The 23207-nt window shown below is 63.8% G+C and carries 25 protein-coding genes; 17 read left to right on the forward strand and 8 right to left on the reverse strand.

All coding sequences use genetic code 11. From position 1 onward, the window contains the following. Position 1 precedes the first annotated feature (1 nt). The 7 genes from gndA to NR193_RS15320 all read right to left on the reverse strand — a co-directional run bounded on the left by gndA (position 2) and on the right by NR193_RS15320 (position 6152). Positions 2 to 1429, reverse strand: a complete 1428-nt coding sequence (gene gndA, locus NR193_RS15290) for an NADP-dependent phosphogluconate dehydrogenase (protein ID WP_256751638.1) — start codon at positions 1427 to 1429, stop codon at positions 2 to 4. 166 nt (positions 1430 to 1595) lie between these two features. Next, positions 1596 to 3233 carry a copper resistance CopC/CopD family protein gene (locus NR193_RS15295; protein WP_256751639.1) on the reverse strand — a complete coding sequence of 546 codons (1638 nt, stop codon included), beginning with the start codon at positions 3231 to 3233 and terminating at the stop codon, positions 1596 to 1598. A gap of 53 nt (positions 3234 to 3286) precedes the next feature. Further along, on the reverse strand, positions 3287 to 3805 hold the full coding sequence (locus NR193_RS15300; protein WP_256751640.1) for a YcnI family protein: 519 nt from the start codon (positions 3803 to 3805) through the stop codon (positions 3287 to 3289). Positions 3806 to 3842: 37 nt separating this feature from the next. Next, on the reverse strand, positions 3843 to 4391 hold the full coding sequence (locus NR193_RS15305) for a copper chaperone PCu(A)C (protein ID WP_256751641.1): 549 nt from the start codon (positions 4389 to 4391) through the stop codon (positions 3843 to 3845). A 97-nt stretch (positions 4392 to 4488) separates the two neighbouring features. Further along, on the reverse strand, positions 4489 to 4845 hold the full coding sequence (locus tag NR193_RS15310; RefSeq protein ID WP_256751642.1) for a DUF2946 family protein: 357 nt from the start codon (positions 4843 to 4845) through the stop codon (positions 4489 to 4491). Between the two features lie 117 nt (positions 4846 to 4962). After that, entirely contained in the window at positions 4963 to 5865 is a 903-nt protein-coding gene (locus NR193_RS15315; protein ID WP_256751643.1) for a GntR family transcriptional regulator, read from the reverse strand. 59 nt (positions 5866 to 5924) lie between these two features. Beyond that, positions 5925 to 6152 (reverse strand): hypothetical protein, encoded by a 228-nt coding sequence (locus tag NR193_RS15320; RefSeq protein WP_256751644.1) that lies wholly within the window; start codon positions 6150 to 6152, stop codon positions 5925 to 5927. On the opposite strand from NR193_RS15320, the gene NR193_RS15325 reads away from it, so the two are divergent. From NR193_RS15325 to NR193_RS15350, 6 genes are all read left to right on the forward strand, one after another. Then, positions 6133 to 7638 carry an altronate dehydratase family protein gene (locus NR193_RS15325; protein WP_256751645.1) on the forward strand — a complete coding sequence of 502 codons (1506 nt, stop codon included), beginning with the start codon at positions 6133 to 6135 and terminating at the stop codon, positions 7636 to 7638. The genes NR193_RS15320 and NR193_RS15325 overlap by 20 nt on opposite strands. A 59-nt stretch (positions 7639 to 7697) precedes the next feature. Next, positions 7698 to 8696 (forward strand): aldo/keto reductase, encoded by a 999-nt coding sequence (locus NR193_RS15330; RefSeq protein WP_256751646.1) that lies wholly within the window; start codon positions 7698 to 7700, stop codon positions 8694 to 8696. A 349-nt stretch (positions 8697 to 9045) separates the two neighbouring features. Next, the gene (locus NR193_RS15335; protein ID WP_091583393.1) at positions 9046 to 10038 is read left to right on the forward strand and encodes an ABC transporter substrate-binding protein; all 993 of its coding nucleotides are present in this window, start codon (positions 9046 to 9048) and stop codon (positions 10036 to 10038) included. A gap of 154 nt (positions 10039 to 10192) precedes the next feature. Continuing rightward, positions 10193 to 11746: a sugar ABC transporter ATP-binding protein gene (locus NR193_RS15340; RefSeq protein ID WP_256751647.1), complete on the forward strand. Its 1554-nt coding sequence runs from the start codon at positions 10193 to 10195 to the stop codon at positions 11744 to 11746. Beyond that, positions 11743 to 12708, forward strand: coding sequence for an ABC transporter permease (locus NR193_RS15345; protein WP_091583398.1), 966 nt, complete (start codon positions 11743 to 11745; stop codon positions 12706 to 12708). The genes NR193_RS15340 and NR193_RS15345 overlap by 4 nt, the downstream gene beginning before the upstream one ends. Before the next feature lie 71 nt (positions 12709 to 12779). After that, positions 12780 to 13799 carry a zinc-binding alcohol dehydrogenase family protein gene (locus tag NR193_RS15350; RefSeq protein ID WP_256751648.1) on the forward strand — a complete coding sequence of 340 codons (1020 nt, stop codon included), beginning with the start codon at positions 12780 to 12782 and terminating at the stop codon, positions 13797 to 13799. Between the two features lie 144 nt (positions 13800 to 13943). Here NR193_RS15350 and phnF read toward each other — a convergent pair whose 3' ends face one another. Further along, entirely contained in the window at positions 13944 to 14693 is a 750-nt protein-coding gene (phnF, locus tag NR193_RS15355) for a phosphonate metabolism transcriptional regulator PhnF (RefSeq protein WP_256751649.1), read from the reverse strand. A gap of 121 nt (positions 14694 to 14814) precedes the next feature. Between phnF and phnG the strand changes: the two genes are divergently transcribed. The 11 genes from phnG (at position 14815) to phnD (ending at position 23177) form a co-directional block, all read left to right on the forward strand. Further along, positions 14815 to 15276 carry a phosphonate C-P lyase system protein PhnG gene (gene phnG, locus NR193_RS15360; RefSeq protein WP_256751650.1) on the forward strand — a complete coding sequence of 154 codons (462 nt, stop codon included), beginning with the start codon at positions 14815 to 14817 and terminating at the stop codon, positions 15274 to 15276. Then, positions 15276 to 15887, forward strand: coding sequence for a phosphonate C-P lyase system protein PhnH (gene phnH, locus NR193_RS15365; protein ID WP_256751651.1), 612 nt, complete (start codon positions 15276 to 15278; stop codon positions 15885 to 15887). Before phnG ends, phnH begins: the two co-directional genes overlap by 1 nt. A 1-nt stretch (position 15888) precedes the next feature. After that, on the forward strand, positions 15889 to 17001 hold the full coding sequence (locus tag NR193_RS15370) for a carbon-phosphorus lyase complex subunit PhnI (protein WP_256751652.1): 1113 nt from the start codon (positions 15889 to 15891) through the stop codon (positions 16999 to 17001). Positions 17002 to 17006: 5 nt separating this feature from the next. Beyond that, positions 17007 to 17240, forward strand: coding sequence for a hypothetical protein (locus NR193_RS15375; RefSeq protein ID WP_256751653.1), 234 nt, complete (start codon positions 17007 to 17009; stop codon positions 17238 to 17240). Between the two features lie 5 nt (positions 17241 to 17245). Next, on the forward strand, positions 17246 to 18145 hold the full coding sequence (locus tag NR193_RS15380; RefSeq protein ID WP_256751654.1) for an alpha-D-ribose 1-methylphosphonate 5-phosphate C-P-lyase PhnJ: 900 nt from the start codon (positions 17246 to 17248) through the stop codon (positions 18143 to 18145). Further along, positions 18142 to 18918, forward strand: a complete 777-nt coding sequence (gene phnK / locus NR193_RS15385) for a phosphonate C-P lyase system protein PhnK (RefSeq protein WP_091583414.1) — start codon at positions 18142 to 18144, stop codon at positions 18916 to 18918. Before NR193_RS15380 ends, phnK begins: the two co-directional genes overlap by 4 nt. Before the next feature lie 68 nt (positions 18919 to 18986). After that, positions 18987 to 19694, forward strand: coding sequence for a phosphonate C-P lyase system protein PhnL (gene phnL, locus NR193_RS15390; protein ID WP_256751655.1), 708 nt, complete (start codon positions 18987 to 18989; stop codon positions 19692 to 19694). Then, on the forward strand, positions 19691 to 20308 hold the full coding sequence (locus NR193_RS15395) for a DapH/DapD/GlmU-related protein (protein ID WP_256751656.1): 618 nt from the start codon (positions 19691 to 19693) through the stop codon (positions 20306 to 20308). Before phnL ends, NR193_RS15395 begins: the two co-directional genes overlap by 4 nt. Before the next feature lie 86 nt (positions 20309 to 20394). Then, positions 20395 to 21105 (forward strand): DUF1868 domain-containing protein, encoded by a 711-nt coding sequence (locus tag NR193_RS15400; RefSeq protein WP_256751657.1) that lies wholly within the window; start codon positions 20395 to 20397, stop codon positions 21103 to 21105. 136 nt (positions 21106 to 21241) lie between these two features. Beyond that, the gene (gene phnC / locus NR193_RS15405) at positions 21242 to 22099 is read left to right on the forward strand and encodes a phosphonate ABC transporter ATP-binding protein (RefSeq protein WP_256751658.1); all 858 of its coding nucleotides are present in this window, start codon (positions 21242 to 21244) and stop codon (positions 22097 to 22099) included. A 169-nt stretch (positions 22100 to 22268) separates the two neighbouring features. Continuing rightward, entirely contained in the window at positions 22269 to 23177 is a 909-nt protein-coding gene (gene phnD / locus NR193_RS15410) for a phosphonate ABC transporter substrate-binding protein (RefSeq protein ID WP_256751659.1), read from the forward strand. Positions 23178 to 23207 lie beyond the last annotated feature (30 nt).

Genomic DNA, 23207 nt, shown 5'->3' on the forward strand with positions numbered 1-23207 from the left:
ATCAGCCAGTCGCGCCACTGCCCCACGGACCATGGAACGCGCCCGCCCCGTCGATGCGCTCGAAGCCATGCGCGCCGAAGAAATCACGCTGCGCCTGGATCAAGTTGGAGGTGCCGCGGCCCTGGCGATAGCTGTCGAAATAGGCAAGTGCCGAAGACAGTGCCGGCACCGGCGCACCGGCCTCGGATGCTCTTGCCACGACGCGCCGCAGCGACGGATGCGCTTCCTGCATCATGGCGATGAAGGCTGGGGCCATCAGGAGATTGGTCGCAGCGCTGCCCTTGCCGAAGGCCTCGGCCATGGTGTCGAGCAGCTGCGAACGAATGATGCAGCCGGCTCGCCAGATCTTGGCGATGGTCGGCATCGGCAGGTTCCAGTTGAACTCCTTCGACGCGCCGCTCATAACCGCGAAACCCTGTGCATAGGCGGCGATCTTGCCGGCGAACAGCGCCAGTTCGAGGTCTTTCAGCAGTGCGTCCTTGTCGCCCGAAATCTTCGCCACCCCGACATTGCCATAGGCTTTTTCCGCCGCCAGCCGCTCGTCCTTGATCGACGACAGAACGCGTGCCGCCACAGCCGCCTCGATCGCCGTCGCCGGAATGCCGAGCTGCTGCGCCTCGATGACGGACCATTTGCCGGTGCCTTTCTGGCCGGCGCGGTCGAGGATGATGTCGACCACCGGCTTGCCGGTCTTCGCATCGTCGGCGGCCAGCACCTTGGGGGTGATCTCGATCAGGTAGGAGTTGAGCCGGCCCTTGTTCCAGTTGGAAAACACCGTGCCGATCTCCTTCGGCCCCATGCCGAGGCCGTCGCGCAGGATGCCGTAGATTTCAGCGATCATCTGCATGTCGGCATATTCGATGCCGTTGTGGATGGTCTTGACGAAATGACCGGCGCCGTCGGTGCCGAGCCATGCCGCGCAGGGTTCGTCCTTGAACTTGGCGGAAATGGCGGTCAGCACTTTCTCGACACGCTTCCAGCTCTCTTCGGTGCCGCCGACCATGATCGACGGTCCGTGGCGCGCGCCCTCCTCGCCGCCGGAAACGCCCATGCCGATAAAGGTGAGACCTGACCCGGAAAGTTCGGAGAAGCGCCGCATCGTGTCGCGGAAATTGGCGTTGCCGGCGTCGATGACGATGTCATTGGCCGACAGCACGCCACGCAAGGCCGCGATCTGCTCGTCAACCGGCTTGCCGGCCAGCACCATGATGATGATCGGGCGCGGCGGCCGGATCGCCGCGGCGAGATCTTCCAGGCTGTAGCAGGGCACCACCATGTCCTTCAGCGCGCCGGCATTTTCGACGAAAGCGTCGGTGCGTGCCCGGGTGCGGTTGAAGACGGCGATGCGGTGGCCGTGCTCGGCGATGTTGAGCGCCAGGTTGGAGCCCATCGTGCCAAGGCCGATCAGCCCGATTTCGGCTTTTTCCATCGTTTCTTCCCTGCTTTCGGATCTTGTTGGTTCGAGCTCGCGATTTGCGCGGATGCCCATTCTTGGCGAGATGATTGACGGGCCTTTCGGGTCACGTCAACCGCCTCGCCGAATTGTGTTGCCCAGATTGTCGGGTCGGCTCGTGCCAGCGCCTGGCACCCCGGCTCTACGGCCTGATGTCGATTGGCGCTTCGATCTTCACTATCTCGAAGTCCGAAACCAGGATGTCGATGCGCACCGTCCACTTGCCGGGAACCGGGATGACGAGGTTGTCGACACGCCAGCTGCCGTCGCCGGGTTTGGTCGCGGCGCGCTTCAGCGGCTCGATGCCGGAATCGGGCTTTGAAAGCACCAGCGTCACCTCCTTGGCGTCGAGCGGCCCGAAATCGCCGGTCATGATGATCATCGAGGCGACGACCGGCCCGGCGTGGCCGGGCGTGATGCTGAGATCGGCCATCGCCTTCAGCGCGTGAATGTGGACCGAGGCTGGTTGCGCCGCCGCGATCGCCAGTGCCCGTGGCGGCGGCGTGAAGCGCCATCCCGCGGCAACGCCGAAGATCGCCAGCACGATCAGCATTTCGACGCCGATCGAGCGAGAGAGCCTGCGTTGCACTTCTGTCGCTCCCGCCTCGGCCAAAGCTGTGAGTCTCCAGCGGTTGACGGCGGCGAGCGTGAACAGGAAGACCAGCAACCCGAGCTTGATCAGCAGCAGCCGGCCATAGGCGGTATCGACCAGCGCCGTGGGTGTCTGCACCTGGATGACAGCAAGCGCGATGCCGGCCGCCGCAAGCACGGCCACCACAGGCAGGATCAGCCAGGAAAACCGGCGAAGGAATGGCGCGGCCTCCGCCGATTGATCCTCCAGCGCCAGGCCGAGCGGCATCAACGCACCAGCCCAGAATGCGATGCCGACGCCATGCAGGAACACCATCGGCCGCGTCAGCCATTGTGGTTCGGCGGCACTTGCGTGGCCGCTGGCGGCAAGCGCGGCACCCACTCCGGCCAGCCCTGCCAGGGCGAATGGCTTGGCGGTCGCGCGCGGCCCGACCAGCGACAGCAGGCCGAGGCCCAGCGCCATCAGGGCAATCAGCACCGTCCAGCCGAAACTGGTGCCGAGCCCGGTCCGCCAGATGACCGGCCGCGCCAGATGAGAGAGCGGTGCCCCGAGTGCATCCAGCCCCTGCAGGCCGAGCGACAAGCATGCCGCGACGAGCCCGCACGGGATTGCAGCGATGACGAAGCGCCGACCGGCCTGTCCGCCGCCAGCCAACCAGGCAAAGGCGAAGGCGCCACCGACGCCAGGGAAAAGGCCAATGTAGAGAAAGATCTTGCCGACCCAGATTGCCACGCGCAACTGCCAGTCGACAGCTTCGGGCACGGCGGGCGGCGCGCTTGGCCCGCCCATGGAAAACAGCAGCGAACCGCCGACCGGATGACCGTCGGCGGAAATGACCCGCCAGCTCAGCACATGCGTACCGGACCCAAGGGTCTGCGGATTGTCGATCTCGACCGTCTGGTCGCTGAGACGGAAGGATGTCAGTGCAACCGGCGTGCCGTCGGGCTTCACCAGCGTCAGCACCAGTGGCGACACCGGCTCGCTGAAGGTCAATGAGAACCGTGCCGGAGCCTGTGCCAGCACCGCGCCGTCGGCAGGATCGGTCTTGATCAGGGCGGCATGGGCAAGGGCCCGGTCCGGCATCAGTGTCGCGGCAAGCAGCAGAAATCCAAACAGCAGGCCAGCAGCCAGCCGACCGACGCCACGGCCGGTGATGCAGGCCTGCTCCAGGACGAATGCCGCGTTCATGTCATCCCCGCTGAAAGAGCGGCGCGCTCCGATCCGAAGCGCGCCACCAGAAATCATTTCTTGGGCAACAGCTTGATGCCGGGTGCCGGGTTCTCCAGGGCGTCTTCATCCTGGCCGGCCGCCGGGATCTCGATCCAACGATCGGCGACGCCATCGCATTCCTGCACCACCGGGAAGTAGAGTTTTTCACCCGCCGGCAGATCCGCGGTCAACTGCGCACGGAAGACGAACTCGTCGTAGAATTCATCCGGCAGGCTGCCGCCGCTCCAGTCGACTTCCTTGACCCCATCGGTCACCGCCTGGCCGTAGAGCTGGTAGGATTTTTCGTATTTGCCCTTCTTGGCCTGCAATGTCCAACCCGGCTTCGGCATCGGCTTCACTGCGATCACCCCTTCCGGGATCTGTACGCGCACCGCGGTCGTCGCCTTGCCGTCGCAGCCATGCGGCACGCGCAGGATTGCCTTGTAGGTCGAGCCGACCGCGGCTTCCTGGGTTTCGAGCGTTATGTGCGCGAAGGCGGCACTCGTCCCCAGCACGAAAAGCGCGCCGGCCGACAAAAGATACTTGTTCATGATGGTCCCTCTGAATTCTGATTGATCGATAGCCGGTTCAATCGTTGTCCTCTTGAGGCGCTGCGCTGCCCATGGCTTGCACGGCGAATTCGACCGTCACCGTCCCGGCCTTTTCGAAGGTCAGTGTGGCGGTGAACATCTCGCCTTGCTTGGGTGGCTGCTTCAAATCCATGAACATCACATGATAGCTGCCCGGACCCAAAACGACCTTGCCGCCAGCCGGGATTTCCAGGCCGCCGGCAACCGGCCGCATGGTCATGACGCCGTCCTTCACCGCCATTTCATGCAGCTCGGCCTTGTCCGAGATGTCGGAGGAAATCGACAGCAGCCGGTCCGGCGCACTGCCTTTGTTGGTGATGGTGAAATAGCCGCCGGCCACCTTGGCGCCGGCCGGCGTGGCGCGCGACCAGGGATGCCCGATCTCGAGATCGCCGACCTTGAACTCATGCGCCAGGACGGTCTGGGCGCCGACGAACAACAAAGCAAGAGCCAGCACGGCAATGCCGAGGCGCTCCTCGAAGCTGCGCAGGAAGGATCTGTTACGGCCGAACGTAGGGCGCGTGGCAGTAAGGAAAAAACAGGACATGGTTGCTCCATGAAGTGATGATCGCGCCGGTACCGGTCGCGAACAGTTCTGATCTTTGGATGGGTACGCCCGCGAAAGGTTCCGCCGGCAAGCAGGCTCAGGCCGTCAGCGGCGGCGCACGCGGGTTCGACGGCGAGCGCTCACGCGCGAAGTCCAGGTGCGTCGTCGCCGGAAAGACAAAAGCGACCGGTTCAAAGGAAAGGCTGCCCAGCGCCAGGCTGGTGTCGGGCGGCGGCGCGAAGGCCGTCGAAACCATGCTGCAGCCAAGCACGCAGCATGCCGGCATATGGGACGGTTGCGGATTGCCGCCCGGAAGCTGGGCCGCACCCTCATGGGTACAGATGACGTTGCCGAAAGCGTCGATCTGCGCTGCAGTCGGCCCGGCGCCGAAGGCGAACGCGCCGAGCGTCGACTGGAGCAGCAGCAGGTAGGCCGCGACAAGCGCGACCGGCATGCTCCACCGTCTTCTCGATACGCCCAAAGCCCTGCCTCTTCGCAGCAATGCTACATGTCTAGCACGCGGCTGGCGGGTGGAAAATCGGCAATTCGATGCTGCGGCAACGCGGCGCGATCAGGATTTTTGTAGCGGCCGGTTTTCAGGGATCGAGGTCAGCAAGGTGTGACGCGCCGACTTCAGGTGCTTGCGGCAGGCCGCGTCGACCTTGCCGAGGTCACGCGACTTGAGCGCTTCGATATAGGCAAGATGCTCACCGACCGCCACTTCGTTGCGCTCACGCTCCTGCGCCTTGTTCCACTGGTAGTGGTAGTGGAAGATCATGGCGATGACGTCGTAGAAATCGACGATGAAGCGGTTGCGCGACGCGCGATGGATGAGCCGGTGGAAGCGCTCGTCCAGCTCCGAGAATTCGTTGAAGCGGGTGGCGATCTCGCGCGCGAGCAGGCGATGCTCATCTTCCAGACGGTCGAGATCGACCCAGACCGTACTGTCCTGCGGCAAGGCGGCGAAGGCGGCCGCCGAGCGCAGTTCGAACATCTCGCGGATTTCGGTCAGCTCCAGCGCGAAAGCGCGGGTGAAGCCCTTCAGCACCCAATGGCTGTTGCGGCGCTTCTCGATCAGGCCGAAGCGGGAGAAGCGGATCAGGAACTCGCGCACGCTGGTGGTGCCGACCCCGATCTCGCGCGCCAGTTCGAGCTCGTTGATCTGCATGCCGGCCTCGGCGCCACCGGCGAGCAGCCGTCGCATGAACGACCGCTCGATGATCTCTGCCAGCGTGTCGGTTTCTTCCTCCGGGAAGAAATCGTCGGGGCGCGGTTCGCGCAGCACCGTCTTGGCACGCTTGTTCCAGGTGATCAGCCCGGTCTCTTCCATGCGCGCCAGGATGCTGCGGACGGTCGTACGGCTGACGCCAAGCAAGGTGCCAAGCTCCGGTTCCGACGGCAGGCTGCGCGTTTCGTCGAGCAGCCTGAGGCAGCGGTTGTAGGCATCCTTGTAGACGTTGTTGCTCTTCGACATCCCTGACCCGTTGCACGCCGGCGCTTGCGGTGGCCGGCTTGAAGCGCAATATGACGTTCCTAGCGCATGGCCCCGAAAAGCGGAATCGCTTTTCGGCGATGCATGGCTTGGCTCGGTGCTTGAAGCATCCCCATCACCCAGGGCCATGCGGAGCTGCAGTGAAAAAACAATTGACGCAAAACTGTTTTTTCACGATAAAAGACATTACCTCTTAACAGGCGCGTGTCAATCCGTCCGCGCATCCCAGGATCACCCAGGAAACCGCCCGTGAACGCCTCGAACAGCATTCTTCTCTCCGCCGCCGACAATGTCGCCGTCGCCAACGGCCGCATCGATATCGGCACCACGCTGCCGGGCGGCGCGCTTGCCACCGCCGTCATCGAGCCTGGCCACAAGGTGGCGATCAAGCCCATTCCCGCCGGCTCGGCCGTGGTCAAATACGCCCAGGCGATCGGCCGCGCCACGCAGGACATCGCGCCCGGCGAGCATGTCCATTCGCACAATCTGGTTTTCGAAGCCGGTCGTTTGCCGGTGGTGCCGCCGAGCGAGGCGGAGCACGCAACGGAGGCGGACCGCGCCCGCACTTTCATGGGTTATCGCCGCGCCGATGGCCGCGCCGGCACGCGCAACTTCATCGGCATCATCGCCAGCGTCAACTGCTCGGCCACCGTCTGCCGTAGCATTGCCGACCAGGCCAACCGCACGCTGCTGCCGAAATATCCCGGCATCGACGGCTTTGTTCCCATCGTCCACGGCCAGGGTTGCGGCATGAGCGCCACCGGCGACGGCATGATGGTGCTGCACCGCACACTCGCCGGCTATGCCCGCCATCCCAATTTCGGCGGCGTGCTGATGGTCGGGCTCGGCTGCGAGGTCAATCAGTTGACCCTTTACGGCCAGAAGGGCGTCGCCGCCGGCAAACGCCATTTCAACATCCAGGACGCCGGCGGTTCGCGCAAATCGGTCGAAAAGGCGATGGGCGTGCTGGCCGAGATCGCCGAGGAAGTCGGTCAGTTGAAGCGTGAGCCGATCCCGGTCAGCGAGATCGTCGTCGGCCTGCAATGCGGCGGCTCCGACGGCATGTCGGGCATCACGGCCAATCCGGCGCTGGGTGCGGCTGTCGATATCCTGGCCGGTGTCGGCGGCATCGGCATCCTCTCCGAGACCACGGAAATCTACGGCGCCGAACATCTGCTCGCCTATCGCGCGGCAACGCCGGAGGTCGCGCAGAAGCTCGACGGGTTCGTGAAATGGTGGGAGGATCACGTCGCCAAGCACGGCGCCTCGATCGACAACAACCCCTCGCCCGGCAACAAGCGCGGCGGGCTGACCACCATCCTGGAAAAGTCGCTGGGCGCGGTTGCCAAGGGCGGCCAGACGCCGCTCAACGGCGTGTTCGGCTACGCCGAAAAGGTCACCGGCAGTGGCTTGGTGTTCATGGACACGCCCGGCTACGACCCGGTCTCGGCCACCGGCCAGGTGGCCGGCGGCGCCAACGTCATCGTCTTCACCACCGGCCGCGGCTCCTGCTTCGGCTGCCGGCCGACGCCATCGATCAAGATCGCCACCAATTCGACCATGTATCACCAGATGGAAGAGGACATGGACGTCAACTGCGGCGTCATTGCCTCCGGCGAAAAGACCATCGCCGGCATGGGCCGCGAGATCTTCGAACTGATCGTCGAGACGGCTTCCGGCCGCAAGACCAAGAGCGAGGACTTCGGCTACGGCGACAACGAGTTCGTGCCCTGGCATCTTGGCGCAACGCTCTAGATTTCACCGATATCTGAAGACTGCCAGGCCGGACAACGGTCGGGAACGGGAGGTCGTGCATGGAAAAACGCCGCATCGGTCAGACTGCGCTCGAGGTCACCGAGGTCAGCTTTGGCGGCGCCGCGATCGGCGGCCTCTACCGCGCCTGTTCACGCGAGGCGGCGATGGAGACGCTGCAAGGCGCCTGGGAAGCCGGCTTGCGCTACTTCGACACTGCGCCGTTCTACGGTTTCGGCCTGTCGGAACGACGCTTCGGCGACTTCCTGCGGTACAAGCCACGCGATTCCTATGTGTTGTCGACCAAGGTCGGCCGCCTGTTCCACCCGGTGCCGGACGATCAGGTTCCCGATCACTCCTATGTCGACCCGCTGCCCTTCGCGCTGGACTACGACTACTCCTATGACGGCATCATGCGCTCGGTCGATTTCAGCTACGCGCGGCTTGGCCTCAACAAGATCGACATCCTGTTCGTGCATGACATCGGCGCCTATACGCACGGCGTCGAGAAGAACAAGCTGTACTTTCGCCAGCTGATGGATAGCGGTCTCAAGGCGCTGGAGGAACTGAAATCCTCTGGCGCCATTTCCGCCTATGGACTCGGCGTCAACGAAGTCCAGATCTGCCTCGATGTCATGCGCCAGGCGCCGCTCGACTGCATCCTGCTCGCCAGCCGCTATTCCCTGCTCGACCGCAGCGCGGAAGCGGAACTGCTGCCGCTATGCCGTGCGCAACAGACGTCACTGGTCATCGGCGGCGTGTTCAACTCCGGCATATTGGCGACCGGGCCGGTGCAGGGCGCGCATTTCGACTATCAACCCGCCAGCAACGATGTGCTCGACCGTGTCGGTGCGATGGAGAGGATCGCCGCCGAGGGTGGTTATCCCCTCGCCGCTGCCGCGTTCCAGTTTCCTTTGCATGAACCGGCGGTTGCCACCGTGCTGACCGGCACCGCCAAGCCGGCAAACCTGACGCGCAACCTCGAACTGCTCGACATTGAAGTGCCGGACACGGAATATGCCAGATACCGTCCCTATACGGTGGTGCAGGAGTTGGGATGAAGCTGGCGCCTTCGCCGCTGAAAGATCCCATTCTCGCAGGTCCGGGCTTCACAAACTTGCGATCCCATGAAAGAACGAACATTCCATATTGACTAAGGTATGGAATTAATATTCCATAGCTTCAAGGAACGGAAACGGGAGCGTTCGACTGCGGCAAGGGAGGAGCGGTGCAGTCGATGTGTCTGCGCCAGACCTCCGGAAGACCGGCGCGAAACACCGCTTGCATCGACAGGATCGATGCACTATCAAAACATCGTAAATGTTTTTTATTGATAAAGTTCTGTTTGGGCCGCGCCTATCCGAACGGAGCTACCGTAACGTTCAACGGGCGACTTAGGGAGGAATCCTAATGAAATTCGTGACCAGCATTCTCAACCGCCGCGCTGTGATGGCGCTGGCAGCAGCGTCGATGCTCGCCGGCGTCATGCATTCGGCGCCGGTTTCGGCGGCGGACGTGACCATTCCGATCATCGTCAAGGACACCACGTCCTTCTACTGGCAGATCGTTCTGGCCGGTGCCCGCAAGGCCGGCAAGGATCTCGGCGTCAACGTGCCCGAGCTCGGTGCCCAGGCCGAAACCGATGTCAACGGCCAGGTGTCGATCCTCGAGAACGCCGTTGCCAGCAACCCGGCGGCTATCGTGATTGCGCCCACCGAATTCAAGGCGCTTGGCAAGCCGATCGATGAAGCCGCTGCCAAGGTCAAGGTTATCGGCATCGACTCCGGCGCCGACTCCAAGGCCTTCACCTCGTTCCTGACCACCGACAACGTGCAGGGCGGCCGCGTCGCCGCCGACGGCCTCGCCGCCGCCATCGGCGCCGCCAACGGCGGCAAGATCGAGGGCGACGTCGCCCTGATCACCAACGCACCCGGCGCCGGCTCGCTCGAACAGCGCAAACAGGGTTTCACCGAACAGCTCAAGGCAAAATATCCGGGCCTGAAGCTCGTCGCCGACAAATATGCCGACGGCCAGGCCACCACCGGCCTCAACATCGCCACCGACCTGATCACCGCCAACCCGAACCTCAAGGGCATTTTCGCTTCCAACCTGATCATGGCGCAGGGCGTCGGTCAGGCCGTCGCCGAAAACAACCTCGGCGGCAAGCTGGCGCTGGTCGGATTCGACAGCGACGAGAAGCTGATCAAGTTCCTCAACGACGGCGTCATTTCCGCTCTGGTCGTCCAGGATCCGTACCGGATGGGCTATGACGGCATCAAGACCGCGCTCGCCGCCTCGAAGGGCGAGAAGGTCGAGGCCAATGTCGATACCGGAGCCAATCTGGTGACCAAGGACAACATGAAGGACCCCAAGATCGACGCGCTGCTCAACCCGAAGCTCTGAGCATCGCATCCGCAATGGTTTCCGGGGCCCAGGCCCCGGAAACATCCACCGCCGGCACAAGCAGCTTGGAAATCCGCAAGCTTAGGCTAGGCTGTTTTCGGGGCATATTTGCCTTGCCGCGTGCCCATCGTAAGGCCAATCTGGGAGGATTGTCATGACGTCGACGGCGCAGGAACTGCATCCGGCACCGGTGCTGGCACCAGGGCGGACCATCCTCGAATTGCGGGGCCTGGAGAAGCGCTATCCCGGCACCCACGCGCTGAAGCCGGTCAACCTCGCCTTCAAGTCCGGCGAGATCCACGCCATCGTCGGCGAGAATGGCGCTGGCAAATCGACCCTCATCAAGCTTTTGACCGGCGTCATGCCGCGCACCTCCGGAGAGGTCATCTGGGAAGGCCAGCCGGCAGCGTTGGCGACACCGCATGAGGCGATGGCGCTCGGCATCAATGCCGTGCATCAGGAAGTGGTGCTCTGCCGCCACCTGACGGTCGCCGCCAACATGTTCCTCGGCGAGGAGAATTCCCGCTTCGGCATCCTGCAACAGCGGGCCATGGTCAAGGACGCGCAGAAGATCATCGACGATCTCGGCTTCGACCTGCCGGCGCATGTCACGCTGGGCGACCTCACTATCGGCCAACAGCAGCTCATCGCGGCGGCCCGGGCCACCGTGCGCGGCACCAAGTTCCTGATCTTCGACGAACCCACGGCCTACCTGACCCGCAAGGAGGCCGACCAACTGTTCACCCTGATCCGTCGCCTTAAAAGCGAAGGCGTCACGATCATCTATATCAGCCATCGCATGGAAGAGGTGTTCGAGCTCGCCGACCGCGTTTCCGTGCTGCGCGACGGCACCCTGGTCGGCACCCGCAACATCGCCGAGACCAACGATGCCGAGTTGGTCAAGATGATGATCAATCGCTCGATCGAGCAGGTCTACCACAAGGAGCATTTCACGCCCGGTGCCGTGATCCTCGAGGCGAGGAACCTGTCCGGCAAGGGCTTCGAGGATGTGTCGATGACGGTTCGCGCCGGCGAGATCGTCGGACTCTATGGTCTGATCGGCGCCGGGCGCAGCGAGTTCGTCACCACACTTTACGGCCGCCACCGCAAATCGGCGGGCCAGATCCTCTGGGAAGGCAAGGAGGTCCAGGTCAATTCCGAGCATGATGCGATCAAGCTCGGCATGGCGCTGGCGCCGGAAAGCCGCCGCGACCAGGGCCTCTGCCTCAATTTGTCGGTCGGCCTCAATCTCAACCTGCCGATCTACAAGCGCATTTCGAACAATCTGCTGATTTCGAACGCGCAGGAGAAGACGCAAGCCGACCGCCAGATCGCCGATCTGCGCATCAAGACGCCGACGCGCGGTGCATTGGCCTCCAGCCTGTCGGGCGGTAACCAGCAGAAGATCGTCATCGGCAAATGGCTGGCCCATGGCGCCAAGCTGTTCATCTTCGACGAGCCGACGGTCGGCGTCGATGTCGGCACCAAGGCCGAGATCTACCGCCTGTTCGGCGCACTGTTGTCGAAAGGCGCCGGCATCATCCTGATCTCGTCCTATCTGCCGGAAGTCTACGAACTCGCCGACACGCTGCACGTTTTTCGGCGCGGCAAACTGGTGGCGACGCACGGTTTTCGCGCCGCCAGCCACGAGGACATTCTCACGCAGGCGCTCGCGGAGAAACAAGAAAAGCTGGGAGGACAGATATGAGCACCGAGGCGATTGCTGTCGAGAAACCGAAGCGCAACTACAACGTCCTGTTTGGGCTGACGCTCTTGGCGCTGCTGGTTCTGCTGTGGATCGTGCTTTCCGTGGCGACGCCGAGCTTCGCCTCGGGCAACAACCTGGCCAATCTTTTGCGGCAGGGCTCGATGATCGCCATCATGGCGGTCGGCCAGACCTTCGTCATCATCACCGGTGGCATCGACCTGTCGGTCGGCGCCGTGGTCGGCTTCGCCACCGTCGTCGTCGCCATGATGATCAATGCCGGTTTCCCGATCTGGCTCGCCATTCTGGTGACGTTGCTGGTCGGCGTTGCCATCGGCATGTTTCATGGCTTCGGCATCGTCAAGATGGGCCTGCCGCCCTTCATCATCACGCTGGCGACATTGACCTCGCTGCGCGGCATCGGCTTGCTGATGACCAATGGCAACTCGATCAACATCAACAGCGACACCTTCACCGCGTTCTCGCGCAATTCCTTCATCGGCATCCCCAATCTGTTCTGGATGGTCATCCTGGTCGGCATCCCGGCCTATGTTTTCCTCCACCACAGCCGCTGGGGCCGGTATCTGTTCTCGGTCGGCTCCAATGCCGAGGCCTCGCGCCTTTCCGGCGTCAACGTCCAGCGCACCATCTACATGGCTTACACGCTGTCTGGCCTCTGCGCGGCCTTCGTCGGCGTGCTGCTTGCCGCCCGCATCGGCATCGGCAATCCGACACAGGCCGAAGGCTGGGAACTGCAGGCCATCGCCTCGTCGGTGATCGGCGGCACCTCGCTGTTCGGCGCCGTCGGCTCCGTCCATGGCCCGTTGCTCGGCGCCTTCATCCTCGCCACCATCAACAACGGCGCCAATCTGCTCAACGTGAATTCGTTCTGGCAGCGCATCATCACCGGCGCGCTGATCATCATCATCGTCTACTTCGACGGGCTGCGCCGCCGCGGCAAGTAGACCGCCCTCAATCGATCGTCGGCCCGACATGACTGCCGGGCCGGCGATTTCATGACAGACTGGATTGAAGCATGAAAGCCGTCGTCTGCCGCTCGCCCGGCGATCTTGTCCTGGAAGATCGTCCCGCACCCGGCGCGCCACCGCCCGGCTGGGCGCTGGTGGCGGTCAGCCATGTCGGCATCTGCGGCACCGACTACCATATCTTCGAGGGCAAGCACCCGTTCCTCGCCTATCCCCGCATCATGGGCCATGAAGTGTCGGGAACCGTGGTCGAGGCCGGTGAAGGTGTGGATCTGGACGTTGGCGAGCCAGTCGTCATCAACCCCTACCTCTCCTGCGGCAAGTGCATCGCCTGCCGGCACGGCAAACCGAACTGCTGCGTCAGGATCGAGGTGCTCGGCGTCCACCGCGACGGCGCCATGTGCGAACGCATCCTGGTGCCGGCGCAAAATCTCTATCCGGCAAACGGTCTGTCGCTGGCGGACGCCGCCGCCGTCGAGTTCCTCGCCATCGGTGCGCATGCCGTGCGGCGCTCACGCGCCGATCCCGGCGCCCGCACGCTGGTCATCGGCGCCGGCCCGATCGGGCTCGGCACCGCCATCTTCGCCCGTATCGCCGGTCTCGATGTGACGCTGCTCGACATGAGCAGCGAAAGGCTAGCCTTCGCCGCGAACGAACTCGGCTTCCAGACCCTCGACGGCTCGCGCGGCGCGGTACCAGACCTGGTCAGGGAAGCAACCAGCGGCGAAGGCTTCGAAATGGTTTTCGACGCCACCGGCAACACCCAGTCGGTGCAGGCGGCCTTCGCCCATGTCGCGCATGGCGGAACACTGGTGCTGGTCAGCGTCGTCAAGGACGACATCGTCTTTTCCGATCCCGAGTTCCACAAACGCGAAATGACGCTGATCGGCAGCCGCAATGCACTGCGCGCCGACTTCGATCACGTCGCGGCCTCGATCCGCAACGGCGCGGTGCCATTGGCCAAACTGGTCACCCACAGCACCACGCTGGACGACACGCCGCCCGATCTCGCGCGCTGGGCGCACGAGAAATCCGGCTTGATCAAGGCTGTGATCGAGGTCGGGTCATAACATGGCAAGCGGTGAACCCGGCCCGAATTGACGACGCCCCGCGCAGGTCCTCAAACGCCAAGCCGCTGACAAGTGAGCGCGGCCGAGCTGGTGTGATATCAGCGTGAGTCAGATAAATCGCGGCTCGTATAAGGCCGACACTCCCTACAGCGCCGAGAGCTTCAGTTCCACCCGCTCGGCCGGGAAGCGCGACTCGGAAAACTGGATCGGCTGGCCGTCGGGCGTAACGTTGACGGCGACCGTGACCAGCACGATGGCGCCCGGCTGCAGGTCGAGATCGGCAAGGTCGGCTGCATCGGCATGGCGCGCCGACAGCACGGTCGATTGCCGCAGATAGTCGTCTATGCCGAAACGCGCCAGCGATGCGGTGATCGAGCCGGTTTCCGCCATCGCGGCATCGATGCCGGCAAAGCGCCTGACATCGAACCAGCCGGCGGCGCGCGACACCGCCCGCCCATCGGCTTCGCCGCGCGTTTCCAGCCGTATCACATCGGCCCCCCTGGCAAGGCCAAGGCCCTCGGCGACGCGCTGGCTGGCCGGCTCGACCGACGAGGCGAGCAGGACGATATGCCTTTCCGACGTCTGCCCTTGCAGACCCGTCGAAAAGCGTGTGCGCGCGCCGATCGGATAGGACAGCCGCTTGCGCGACAGTACGAAGGTGCCACGCCCCTGCTCGGCCCGCAAAACCCCTTCCTGCACAAGGGCTGATATGGCGCTGCGTACGGTGTGACGGTTGACGCCGTAGCGCTCGGCCAGCACCACCTCCGGCGGCAGCGCGGCATTCTCGGCGAAATCGCCAATGGCGATTGCGTGCAGGATCTTGTCGGCAATCTGCCGCCACAGCGAGACGCCACTGCGCCGTTCGATTCTGTCAGCTCCCAGTTGCCCGATCATCAATTGCCCGCAGCCTTCTATCGCTTGTCATCCACCCGTCATGGACTCGCGCTAGATAATGGGTATAATTTGTATAGATGTCTATATCAATAGACAAATTTAGGCAAGAGGATTGTCGCTTATGCGAGGACAGGAAGCCCGCGACCAGCTCGAGCGCAAGGCCGCCATGGCAACACTGGCGCAATCCAGCGGCGATGACATCGTCCGGCTCTGGAACGAGGCCGGCTTGCCCTCGGAAGCTGAACTGCTGCGCGGTCCCGAGACCGGCTTGGTGACCATGCGCGGCCGCATCGGCGGAGGCGGCGCGCCCTTCAATGTCGGCGAGGCGACCGTTACCCGGGCCACCGTCCGGCTGCCATCCGGGCAGGTCGGCCATTGCTATGCCCTTGGCCGCGACAAGCAGAAGGCAAGGCTGGCGGCCATCGCCGACGCGCTGTGGCAGGACCCGGCCCGCCGCAACGAGGTCGAAACCAAAATCATCGCGCCCCTGCAGGCGGCGCTGACCACAGCGCATGAACGGCGCCGCGCCGAGACGGCGGCAACGAAGGTGGATTTCTTCACAATGGTTCGCGGAGAAGACTGATGGATGTCGCAGCGCAATCGATCGAGGGCGGTTTCGCCGATCCGGTCTTCAACGCCCAGACCGTGTTCCGCGCCGTCATGGACGCGATGGCGCGGCCGGGCAGCGTGCAGCCGCTGCCGGCCTTCGCCCGCCCGCCGGCGCCGCTCTCGGCAACCGCCGGCGCCATAGCATTGGCGCTTTGCGACAATGACACCCCGCTATGGCTCGACCCGGCACTGCAAACCTCCGCCGCGATCAGATCCTGGCTTGGTTTTCACTCTGGCGCACCACTGGCCAACACGCCGGCCGATGCGCATTTCGCATTTGTCGCCACGCCGGCCGAGATGATGGCGCTCGATGGTTTTTCGCAAGGCACGCAGGACTATCCCGATCGCTCGACCACGCTGATCCTGCAAGTCGGCGATCTTGCTTCGGGCGCCCCATTGCTGCTCGAGGGCCCCGGCATCGAGACCAGCACCACGATCGCACCGGCCCGGATGCCGCGTCATTTCGTCGAGCAGTGGAAGCAGAATATCAAGCGCTTTCCGCGCGGCATCGACATCATCCTCGCCACCGCTGACGGCATCGCCTGCCTGCCACGCACGACGCGCATCAAGACGATAGAGGCCTAGGATGTATGTCGCGGTAAAAGGTGGCGAAGCTGCAATTGCCAACGCCCACAGCCTGCTTGCCGACCGCCGGCGCGGCGACCGTTCGGTGCCTGCACTTCGGCTCGATCAGATCGTCGAGCAGCTGGCACTCGGCGTCGACCGGGTGATGAGCGAAGGCTCGCTCTACGACAGGGAACTGGCGGCACTCGCCATCGTCCAGGCGCGCGGCGACATGATCGAGGCGATCTTCCTGGTGCGCGCTTATCGCACCACGCTGCCGCGCTTCGGCTACACAAAGCCGATCGACACCGCCAACATGCTGGTCGAGCGGCGCGTGTCGGCAACCTACAAGGACCTGCCCGGCGGCCAGCTGCTCGGCCCGACCTTCGACTATACCCACCGGCTGCTCGATCCCGAGCTTGCCGCCGGCGCCGATGTCGCCGAACCCTTGCAACGCGAGTCGGAAGCGCAAGCCATGCCGCGCGTTTCGGCGATCCTCGCCCGCGAAGGCCTGATCGAGCCCGATGGCGAGATGCCGCAGGATCATGTCCCCGGCGACATCACCCGCGAGCCGCTGGAGTTCCCGATGGCGCGCGACATCCGCCTGCAGGCGCTGTCACGCGGCGACGAAGGTTTCCTTTTGGCGCTCGGCTATTCCACCCAGCGCGGCTATGCCCGCAACCATCCCTTCGTCGGTGAGATCCGCATCGGCGAGGTCGAGCTGGAACTGGATGTGCCCGAACTGCCCTTCGCGGTGCCGCTCGGTACGGTGCGGGTCACCGAATGCCAGATGGTCAACCAGTTCAAGGGTTCGGCCAAGGCGCCACCGCAATTCACCCGCGGCTACGGCCTCGTCTTCGGCCAGAGCGAGCGCAAGGCGATGGCGATGGCGCTCTGCGATCGGGCGTTGCGCGCCAGCGAGTTGGGTGAGGATGTCGTCGCCGCCGCCCAGGACGAGGAGTTCGTCATCTCGCATTCCGACAATGTCCAGGCGACCGGCTTCGTCGAGCATCTGAAGTTGCCGCACTATGTCGACTTCCAGGCCGAGCTCGACCTCGTGCGCCGCATGCGGGCCGAATATGAAGCCCGTGAAAATCCCGCCAAGGTCGAAGAGAAGAGGGAGGCGGCGGAGTGATGCTAATGGCCGCCGCCATCAACCAAGCCGCCGCCGTAACCCCCACTTGCGCCGGCAACAGTCTCGCCCTGCGCGCCATCTTTCGGCGCGGGAAGAACCATTCTTCGAAGGACAAAGGCAACCACGCCGGCGAAAACCAGCAGCAGGATTCCGACGTGTATCCATCCGGTTTGGGTCATCTGAACTTGGTGCTGTTTCCGCGCATTGGAAGTCAATTCAATAGCATAGAGCGGATGTGATCGCCATGACCGACATCGCCACCTACAACTTCGCCTATCTCGACGAGCAGACAAAGCGGATGATCCGCCGCGCGATCCTCAAGGGCATCGCCATCCCCGGCTACCAGGTGCCATTCGCCTCGCGCGAAATGCCGATGCCTTATGGCTGGGGCACCGGCGGCGTCCAGGTCACCGCTTCGATCATCGGCCCCGACGATGTGCTGAAGGTCATCGACCAGGGCGCAGATGACACCACCAACGCGGTGTCGATCCGCGCCTTCTTCAAGAAGGTCGCCAATGTCGCCGTGACGACCGACACCGCCAGCGCCACCATCATCCAGACCCGCCACCGCATCCCCGAACATCCGCTGACGGCGGGCCAGGTGCTGGTCTATCAGGTGCCGATCCCGGAGCCGCTGCGCTTCCTCGAACCGCGCGAGACCGAAACGCGAAAAATGCATGCGCTGGAGGAATACGGCCTCATGCATGTGAAGCTCTACGAGGACATCGCCAGGCACGGCCGCATCGCCACCACCTATGCCTATCCGGTCAAGGTCGAGGGCCGCTATGTGATGGACCCGTCGCCGACGCCGAAATTCGACAATCCCAAGATGCACCGCTCGCCGGCCCTGCAGCTGTTCGGCGCCGGCCGCGAAAAGCGCATCTATGCGGTGCCGCCCTTCACCGACGTGGTCAGCCTCGACTTCGAGGATCATCCGTTCGAGGTGCAGACCTTCGACCAGCCCTGCGCGCTGTGCGCGGCCGAGAATGTCTATCTCGACGAGGTCATTCTCGATGACCATGGCGGCCACATGTTCGTCTGCTCCGACACCGATCACTGCGAGAAGCGGCGCAAAGAGGGCCATCACGGCCATCTTGCACCGGAAACCCACCTTGCCCCAGGAAACATGGAGGCGGCGCAATGACCGACGAACCGCTGCTGCGCGTCTCGGCGCTTTCCAAATTCTACGGCTCGCGCGTCGGCTGCGACAACGTCTCCTTCGACCTGTGGCCGGGTGAAGTTCTGGCGGTGGTCGGCGAATCCGGCTCCGGCAAGACGACGCTGCTCAACTGCCTGTCGACGCGGCTGCTGCCCTCCTCCGGCACTGCCAGCTACCGCATGCGCGACGGCCAGTTCCGCGAACTCTACCGCATGAGCGAGGCCGAGCGCCGCTTCCTGATGCGCACCGACTGGGGTTTCGTCCACCAGAACCCCGCCGACGGCCTGCGCATGACGGTGTCGGCCGGCGCCAATGTCGGCGAACGGCTGATGGCCGTGGGGGATCGCCATTACGGCAAGATCCGCGCCACGGCCGTCGACTGGCTGTCGCGCGTCGAGATCGACGAGGACCGCATCGACGACGAGCCACGCGCCTTTTCCGGCGGCATGCGCCAGCGCCTCCAGATTGCCCGCAACCTCGTCACCGGGCCACGGCTTGTGTTCATGGACGAACCGACCGGCGGCCTCGACGTCTCGGTGCAGGCGCGCCTGCTCGACCTGTTGCGCGGCCTGGTCACCGATCTTGGCCTCGCCGCCATCGTCGTCACCCACGACCTCGCCGTAGCACGCCTCCTGTCGCAGCGCATGATGGTGATGAAGGACGGCCGCGTCATCGAAAGCGGCCTCACCGACCGCGTGCTCGACGACCCGCGCGCGCCCTACACCCAGCTTCTCGTTTCTTCCATCTTGCAGGTCTAGCCGCGTGATGCCGAAAAGTGGAAGGCGGTTTTCGGACCAGATCATGCGGCAAAGCAAAGGACACTGACATGGCAACCCCGCTCGTCGTTTCCGACGTCGCCAAGAGCTTTACCATGCATCTGCGCGACGGCATCAAACTGCCTGTCGTCGCCGGTGTCTCGTTCTCGATCAGGGCTGGCGAATGCACGGTGCTTGGCGGTCCGTCCGGCGCCGGCAAGAGCTCGATCCTCAAGATGCTCTACGGCAACTACGCCGTCGACGAAGGTCAGATCATCGTCAGCCATGACGACGGCTTGATCGATCTTGCAACCGCCAGCCCTCGCACCGTGCTTGCGGTGCGCCGCCAGACCATCGGCTATGTCAGCCAGTTCCTGCGAACCGTGCCGCGCGTCCCGGCGCTGGATGTCGTCGCCGAGCCGCTGGTCGAGCGCGGCGAGGACCGCGAGAGCGCGCGCGACAAGGCGCGCGCCTTGCTGGCGCAACTCAACCTGCCGGAGAAACTCTGGGCTCTGCCGCCGGCGACCTTCTCCGGCGGCGAGCAGCAGCGCGTCAACATCGCGCGCGGCTTCATCACCGAGCACCCGATCCTGCTGCTCGACGAGCCGACCGCCTCGCTCGACGCCAGGAACCGCGACGTGGTGATCGAACTCATCGCTGGCAAGAAGACGGCGGGCGTCGCCCTGCTGGGTATCTTCCACGATCATGACGTGCGCGAGGCGGTTGCCGACCGCATCATCGACGTCACCGTTTTTGCCCCGGGAAAAATCGCCGCATGACCAGGAAATTATCGGAAGCGCCGCTGGTCCACCCGACGGCGGAGGTACAGAACTCGACGCTTGGCCGCTGGACCGAGATAGCCGACCGCAGCCGGGTCTCGGAAAGCGAGCTTGGCGACTATTCCTACATGATGCAGGACTGCGCCGTCTGGTGCGCGACGATCGGCAAGTTTGCCAACATCGCCGCAAGCGTGCGCCTCAATGCCACCAACCACCCGACCTGGCGGCCGACGCTGCACCATTTCACTTATCGCGCCTCCGACTATTGGGACGATGCCGAGCACGAGAGCGAATTCTTCGCCCAGCGCCGCGCCAAGCGCGTCACCATTGGCCATGACACCTGGCTCGGCCACGGCTCGACCGTGCTGCCTGGCGTCACTGTCGGCGATGGCGCGGCGGTCGGCGCCGGAGCGGTCGTCTCGAAGGATGTCGCGCCCTACACCATCGTCGGCGGCGTGCCGGCCAAGCCGATCCGCGAGCGCTTCGACCGCCGCACCGCCGAGCGCTACCAAGCGCTTGCCTGGTGGGACTGGGACCACGCAAGGCTGCGCGCCTCGCTCGACGATTTCAGGGAGCTATCCGCCGAAGCCTTTCTGGAAAAATACCAGGGATAGGCCATCACATCATCGTCATGGACAAGCCTGTTTCATATCCCTGACACATCACCGAAGCAGGACGTGGTCTTTCCCCGGAGATCGCCATGCTCGACACAGTCAAACCATCACTCGCCGGATTCTTTGCCGGCTCGAACCCGACCCCTCCGACGCACCTCGGCACCCGCTACGACACGTCAGGCAATTTCCTGATCGAACCCGGCAACACGGTTGTCAGCCACCTGGTCAGCGGTTCGCCATCCGAGGCCGTGGTGCTTGCCGTACGCGACCGGATGCTGGCTATGCCCGACGCCGACCGGCTGGCCTTCACGCCCGTCTCCAGCCTGCACATGACGCTTTTCCAGGGCATCATCGAATACCGCCGCCGCTTGCCCTACTGGCCGCAGGACGTGCCGCTCGACACCAGCATCGACACGATGACCCGCCTCTATCTGGAGCGGCTGAAAGGCTTCGAGGGCTTTGGCCCATTCAACATCAAGGTGGTCGAAGTCGTACCGACGGGGCTCACTGTTGCCGGCGCGACGGAGGACGACGTGCGCATCATGCGTGCCTGGCGCGACGCCTTGGCCGTGCCGTTCGGATACCGGCACCCCGATCACGACGCTTACGTCTTTCACATCACCTTCGCCTATCAGATCCAGCGGTTGGCGGACGACAGGGTGGCGCAATGGCAAGCCCTGTTCGATGACTCTCTGGCGCTTTTCGCGCGGCAGGCGCCGGTGATCGAGATCAAGGCGCCCGCCTTCTGTGCATTCCGCGACATGAAGCACTTCGAGGAGTTGCTTGTGCTCGGCTGATCGGGCTGAAACGAGGCGCCAGACGTCGCGTCTGTGGGCAGTAACAAAACTGACATCAATTCGACACCGCAGGTTCATGGCGCTGCGCTAGCGAAGGCCAACAGACCTTCAACCGCGACTGGACTGAAACCTGCCGATGTCAGCAACGTCAGCCACGCTCGAAATCCGCGGCGTCTCTCGCCGATTTGGCAAGAACATCGCCGTCAGCAATGTCGACATTTCCATCCCGCAAGGTCAGATGGTCGGCATTATCGGCCGTTCCGGAGCTGGCAAATCGACCCTTTTGCGCATGATCAACCGTCTCATCGATCCCAGTCAGGGGTCGATTTTTTTTGACGGCGCCGAGGTTTCCCAGCTGCGCGGTTCGCCGCTGCGGCGCTGGCAGCGCGACTGCGCCATGATCTTCCAGCAGTTCAACCTGGTGCCGCGCCTCGACGTGCTGACCAACGTGCTGCTCGGCAAGCTGAACCACCGTTCGACCATCACCAATCTGTTCGGCATGTTCTCGCGCGCCGAGTGCGCCGAGGCGGTTGCGGCGCTGGAGCGGCTCGATATCGCGCGCACGGCACTGCAGCCCGCCGGCACCTTGTCGGGCGGCCAGCAGCAGCGCGTCGCCATCGCGCGTGCCATGATGCAGCAGCCCAAGGTTATCCTCGCCGACGAGCCGATCGCTTCGCTCGACCCGCTCAACGCCAAGGTGGTGATGGATTCGCTGCAGGACATCAATCTGCGCGAAGGCATCACCGTCGTCACCAATCTTCATACGCTGGATACCGCCCGCACCTATTGCAACCGCATCATCGGCATGGCTGCCGGCAAGGTCGTCTTCGATGGGCCGCCGGAAGAGCTCAACCGCGAGGCCGTGCGTCTCGTCTATGGCGCCGACAGCAATGGCGGCGAGATCTCCGAGGCCATCACCTCGACCAGCGTTGCCATCAAGCAAAAGATCGCCGCATCCGCCGGACCGCTCGAGCCCGCATTCCCGGGTTACTGAGCTCATGGCCCCGAACCGAAGGTCCGCGTTAGCGAAACTCGGCATCCGGTTTTCGGGAAATACCATGGGCCGGGAAAGAGCGGTTGGGATCGCCCGCCCGCGTCAAGGGCACCTGTCGAAATCAAGAACGCTGCCGGCGCGGGGCCGGAACCCACAGGAGAGATACCAGATGTTCAGGAAGATGGTTTTTGGCGCCGTTTCGGTGCTCGCAATGGCAACCAGCATGGCCCATGCCGCCGATATGAAGGAATTTCGCGTCGGTATTCTCGGCGGTGAAAACGAGACCGACCGGCTGCGCAACTACCAGTGCCTCGCCGACCACCTGAAAGCCGAATTCGGCTTCGAGAAAGTGTCGCTGTTCCCGGCCGCCGATTATGACGGTGTCATCCAGGGCCTGCTTGGCGGCACGCTCGACTTCGCCGAACTCGGCGCTTCCGGCTACGCCAGCGTCGTTCTCAAGGACCCGAAGGCCGTCACCCCGATCCTCACCACCCAGCAGACCGACGGCGCGACCGGCTATTATTCGATCGGCCTGGCGCTCAAGTCCTCCGGCATCACCGACATCAAATCGGCCAAGGGCAAGAAGCTTGGCTACGCCGATCCGGATTCGACCTCTGGCTATCTGATCCCGCTGACCCAGATTCCGAAGGACACCGGTGCTTCGAACGAAACCTTCTTCGCTTCGACCCAGTTCAATGGTGGCCACGAGAACAACGTTCTGGCCGTGCGTGACGGCAAGGTCGACGTGGCGGTGGACGATTCCTCCGGCATCGGCGACTTCAAGGACGGCTACAGCTCCGGCACCTTCCACAAGGAAGTCGCCAAGGGCGCCGTCGACCCCAACGACTTCGTCGAAGTCTGGCGCTCGGGCCTGATCCCGAACGGCCCGCTGGTCGTGCGCACCGCGCTCGGCGACGACATGACCGCCAAGCTTGCCGACTTTTTCACGCAGCTCCCCAAGAAGGACAAGGCCTGCTTCGAAGGCATCGAAGGCGGCGATTTTACCGGCTACGTCCCGGTGAAGCCGGACTTCTACAACGTCATCGTCGAAGCCCGTAAGGCAGCCATCGGCGGCTAACGGTAAAATCAGGAAGGGCGGTGTTCAAAG

Origin of the sequence: Mesorhizobium sp. Mes31 (assembly GCF_024519675.1) — a bacterium.
In the GTDB taxonomy this organism is placed as follows: Bacteria; Pseudomonadota; Alphaproteobacteria; order Rhizobiales; family Rhizobiaceae; genus Mesorhizobium.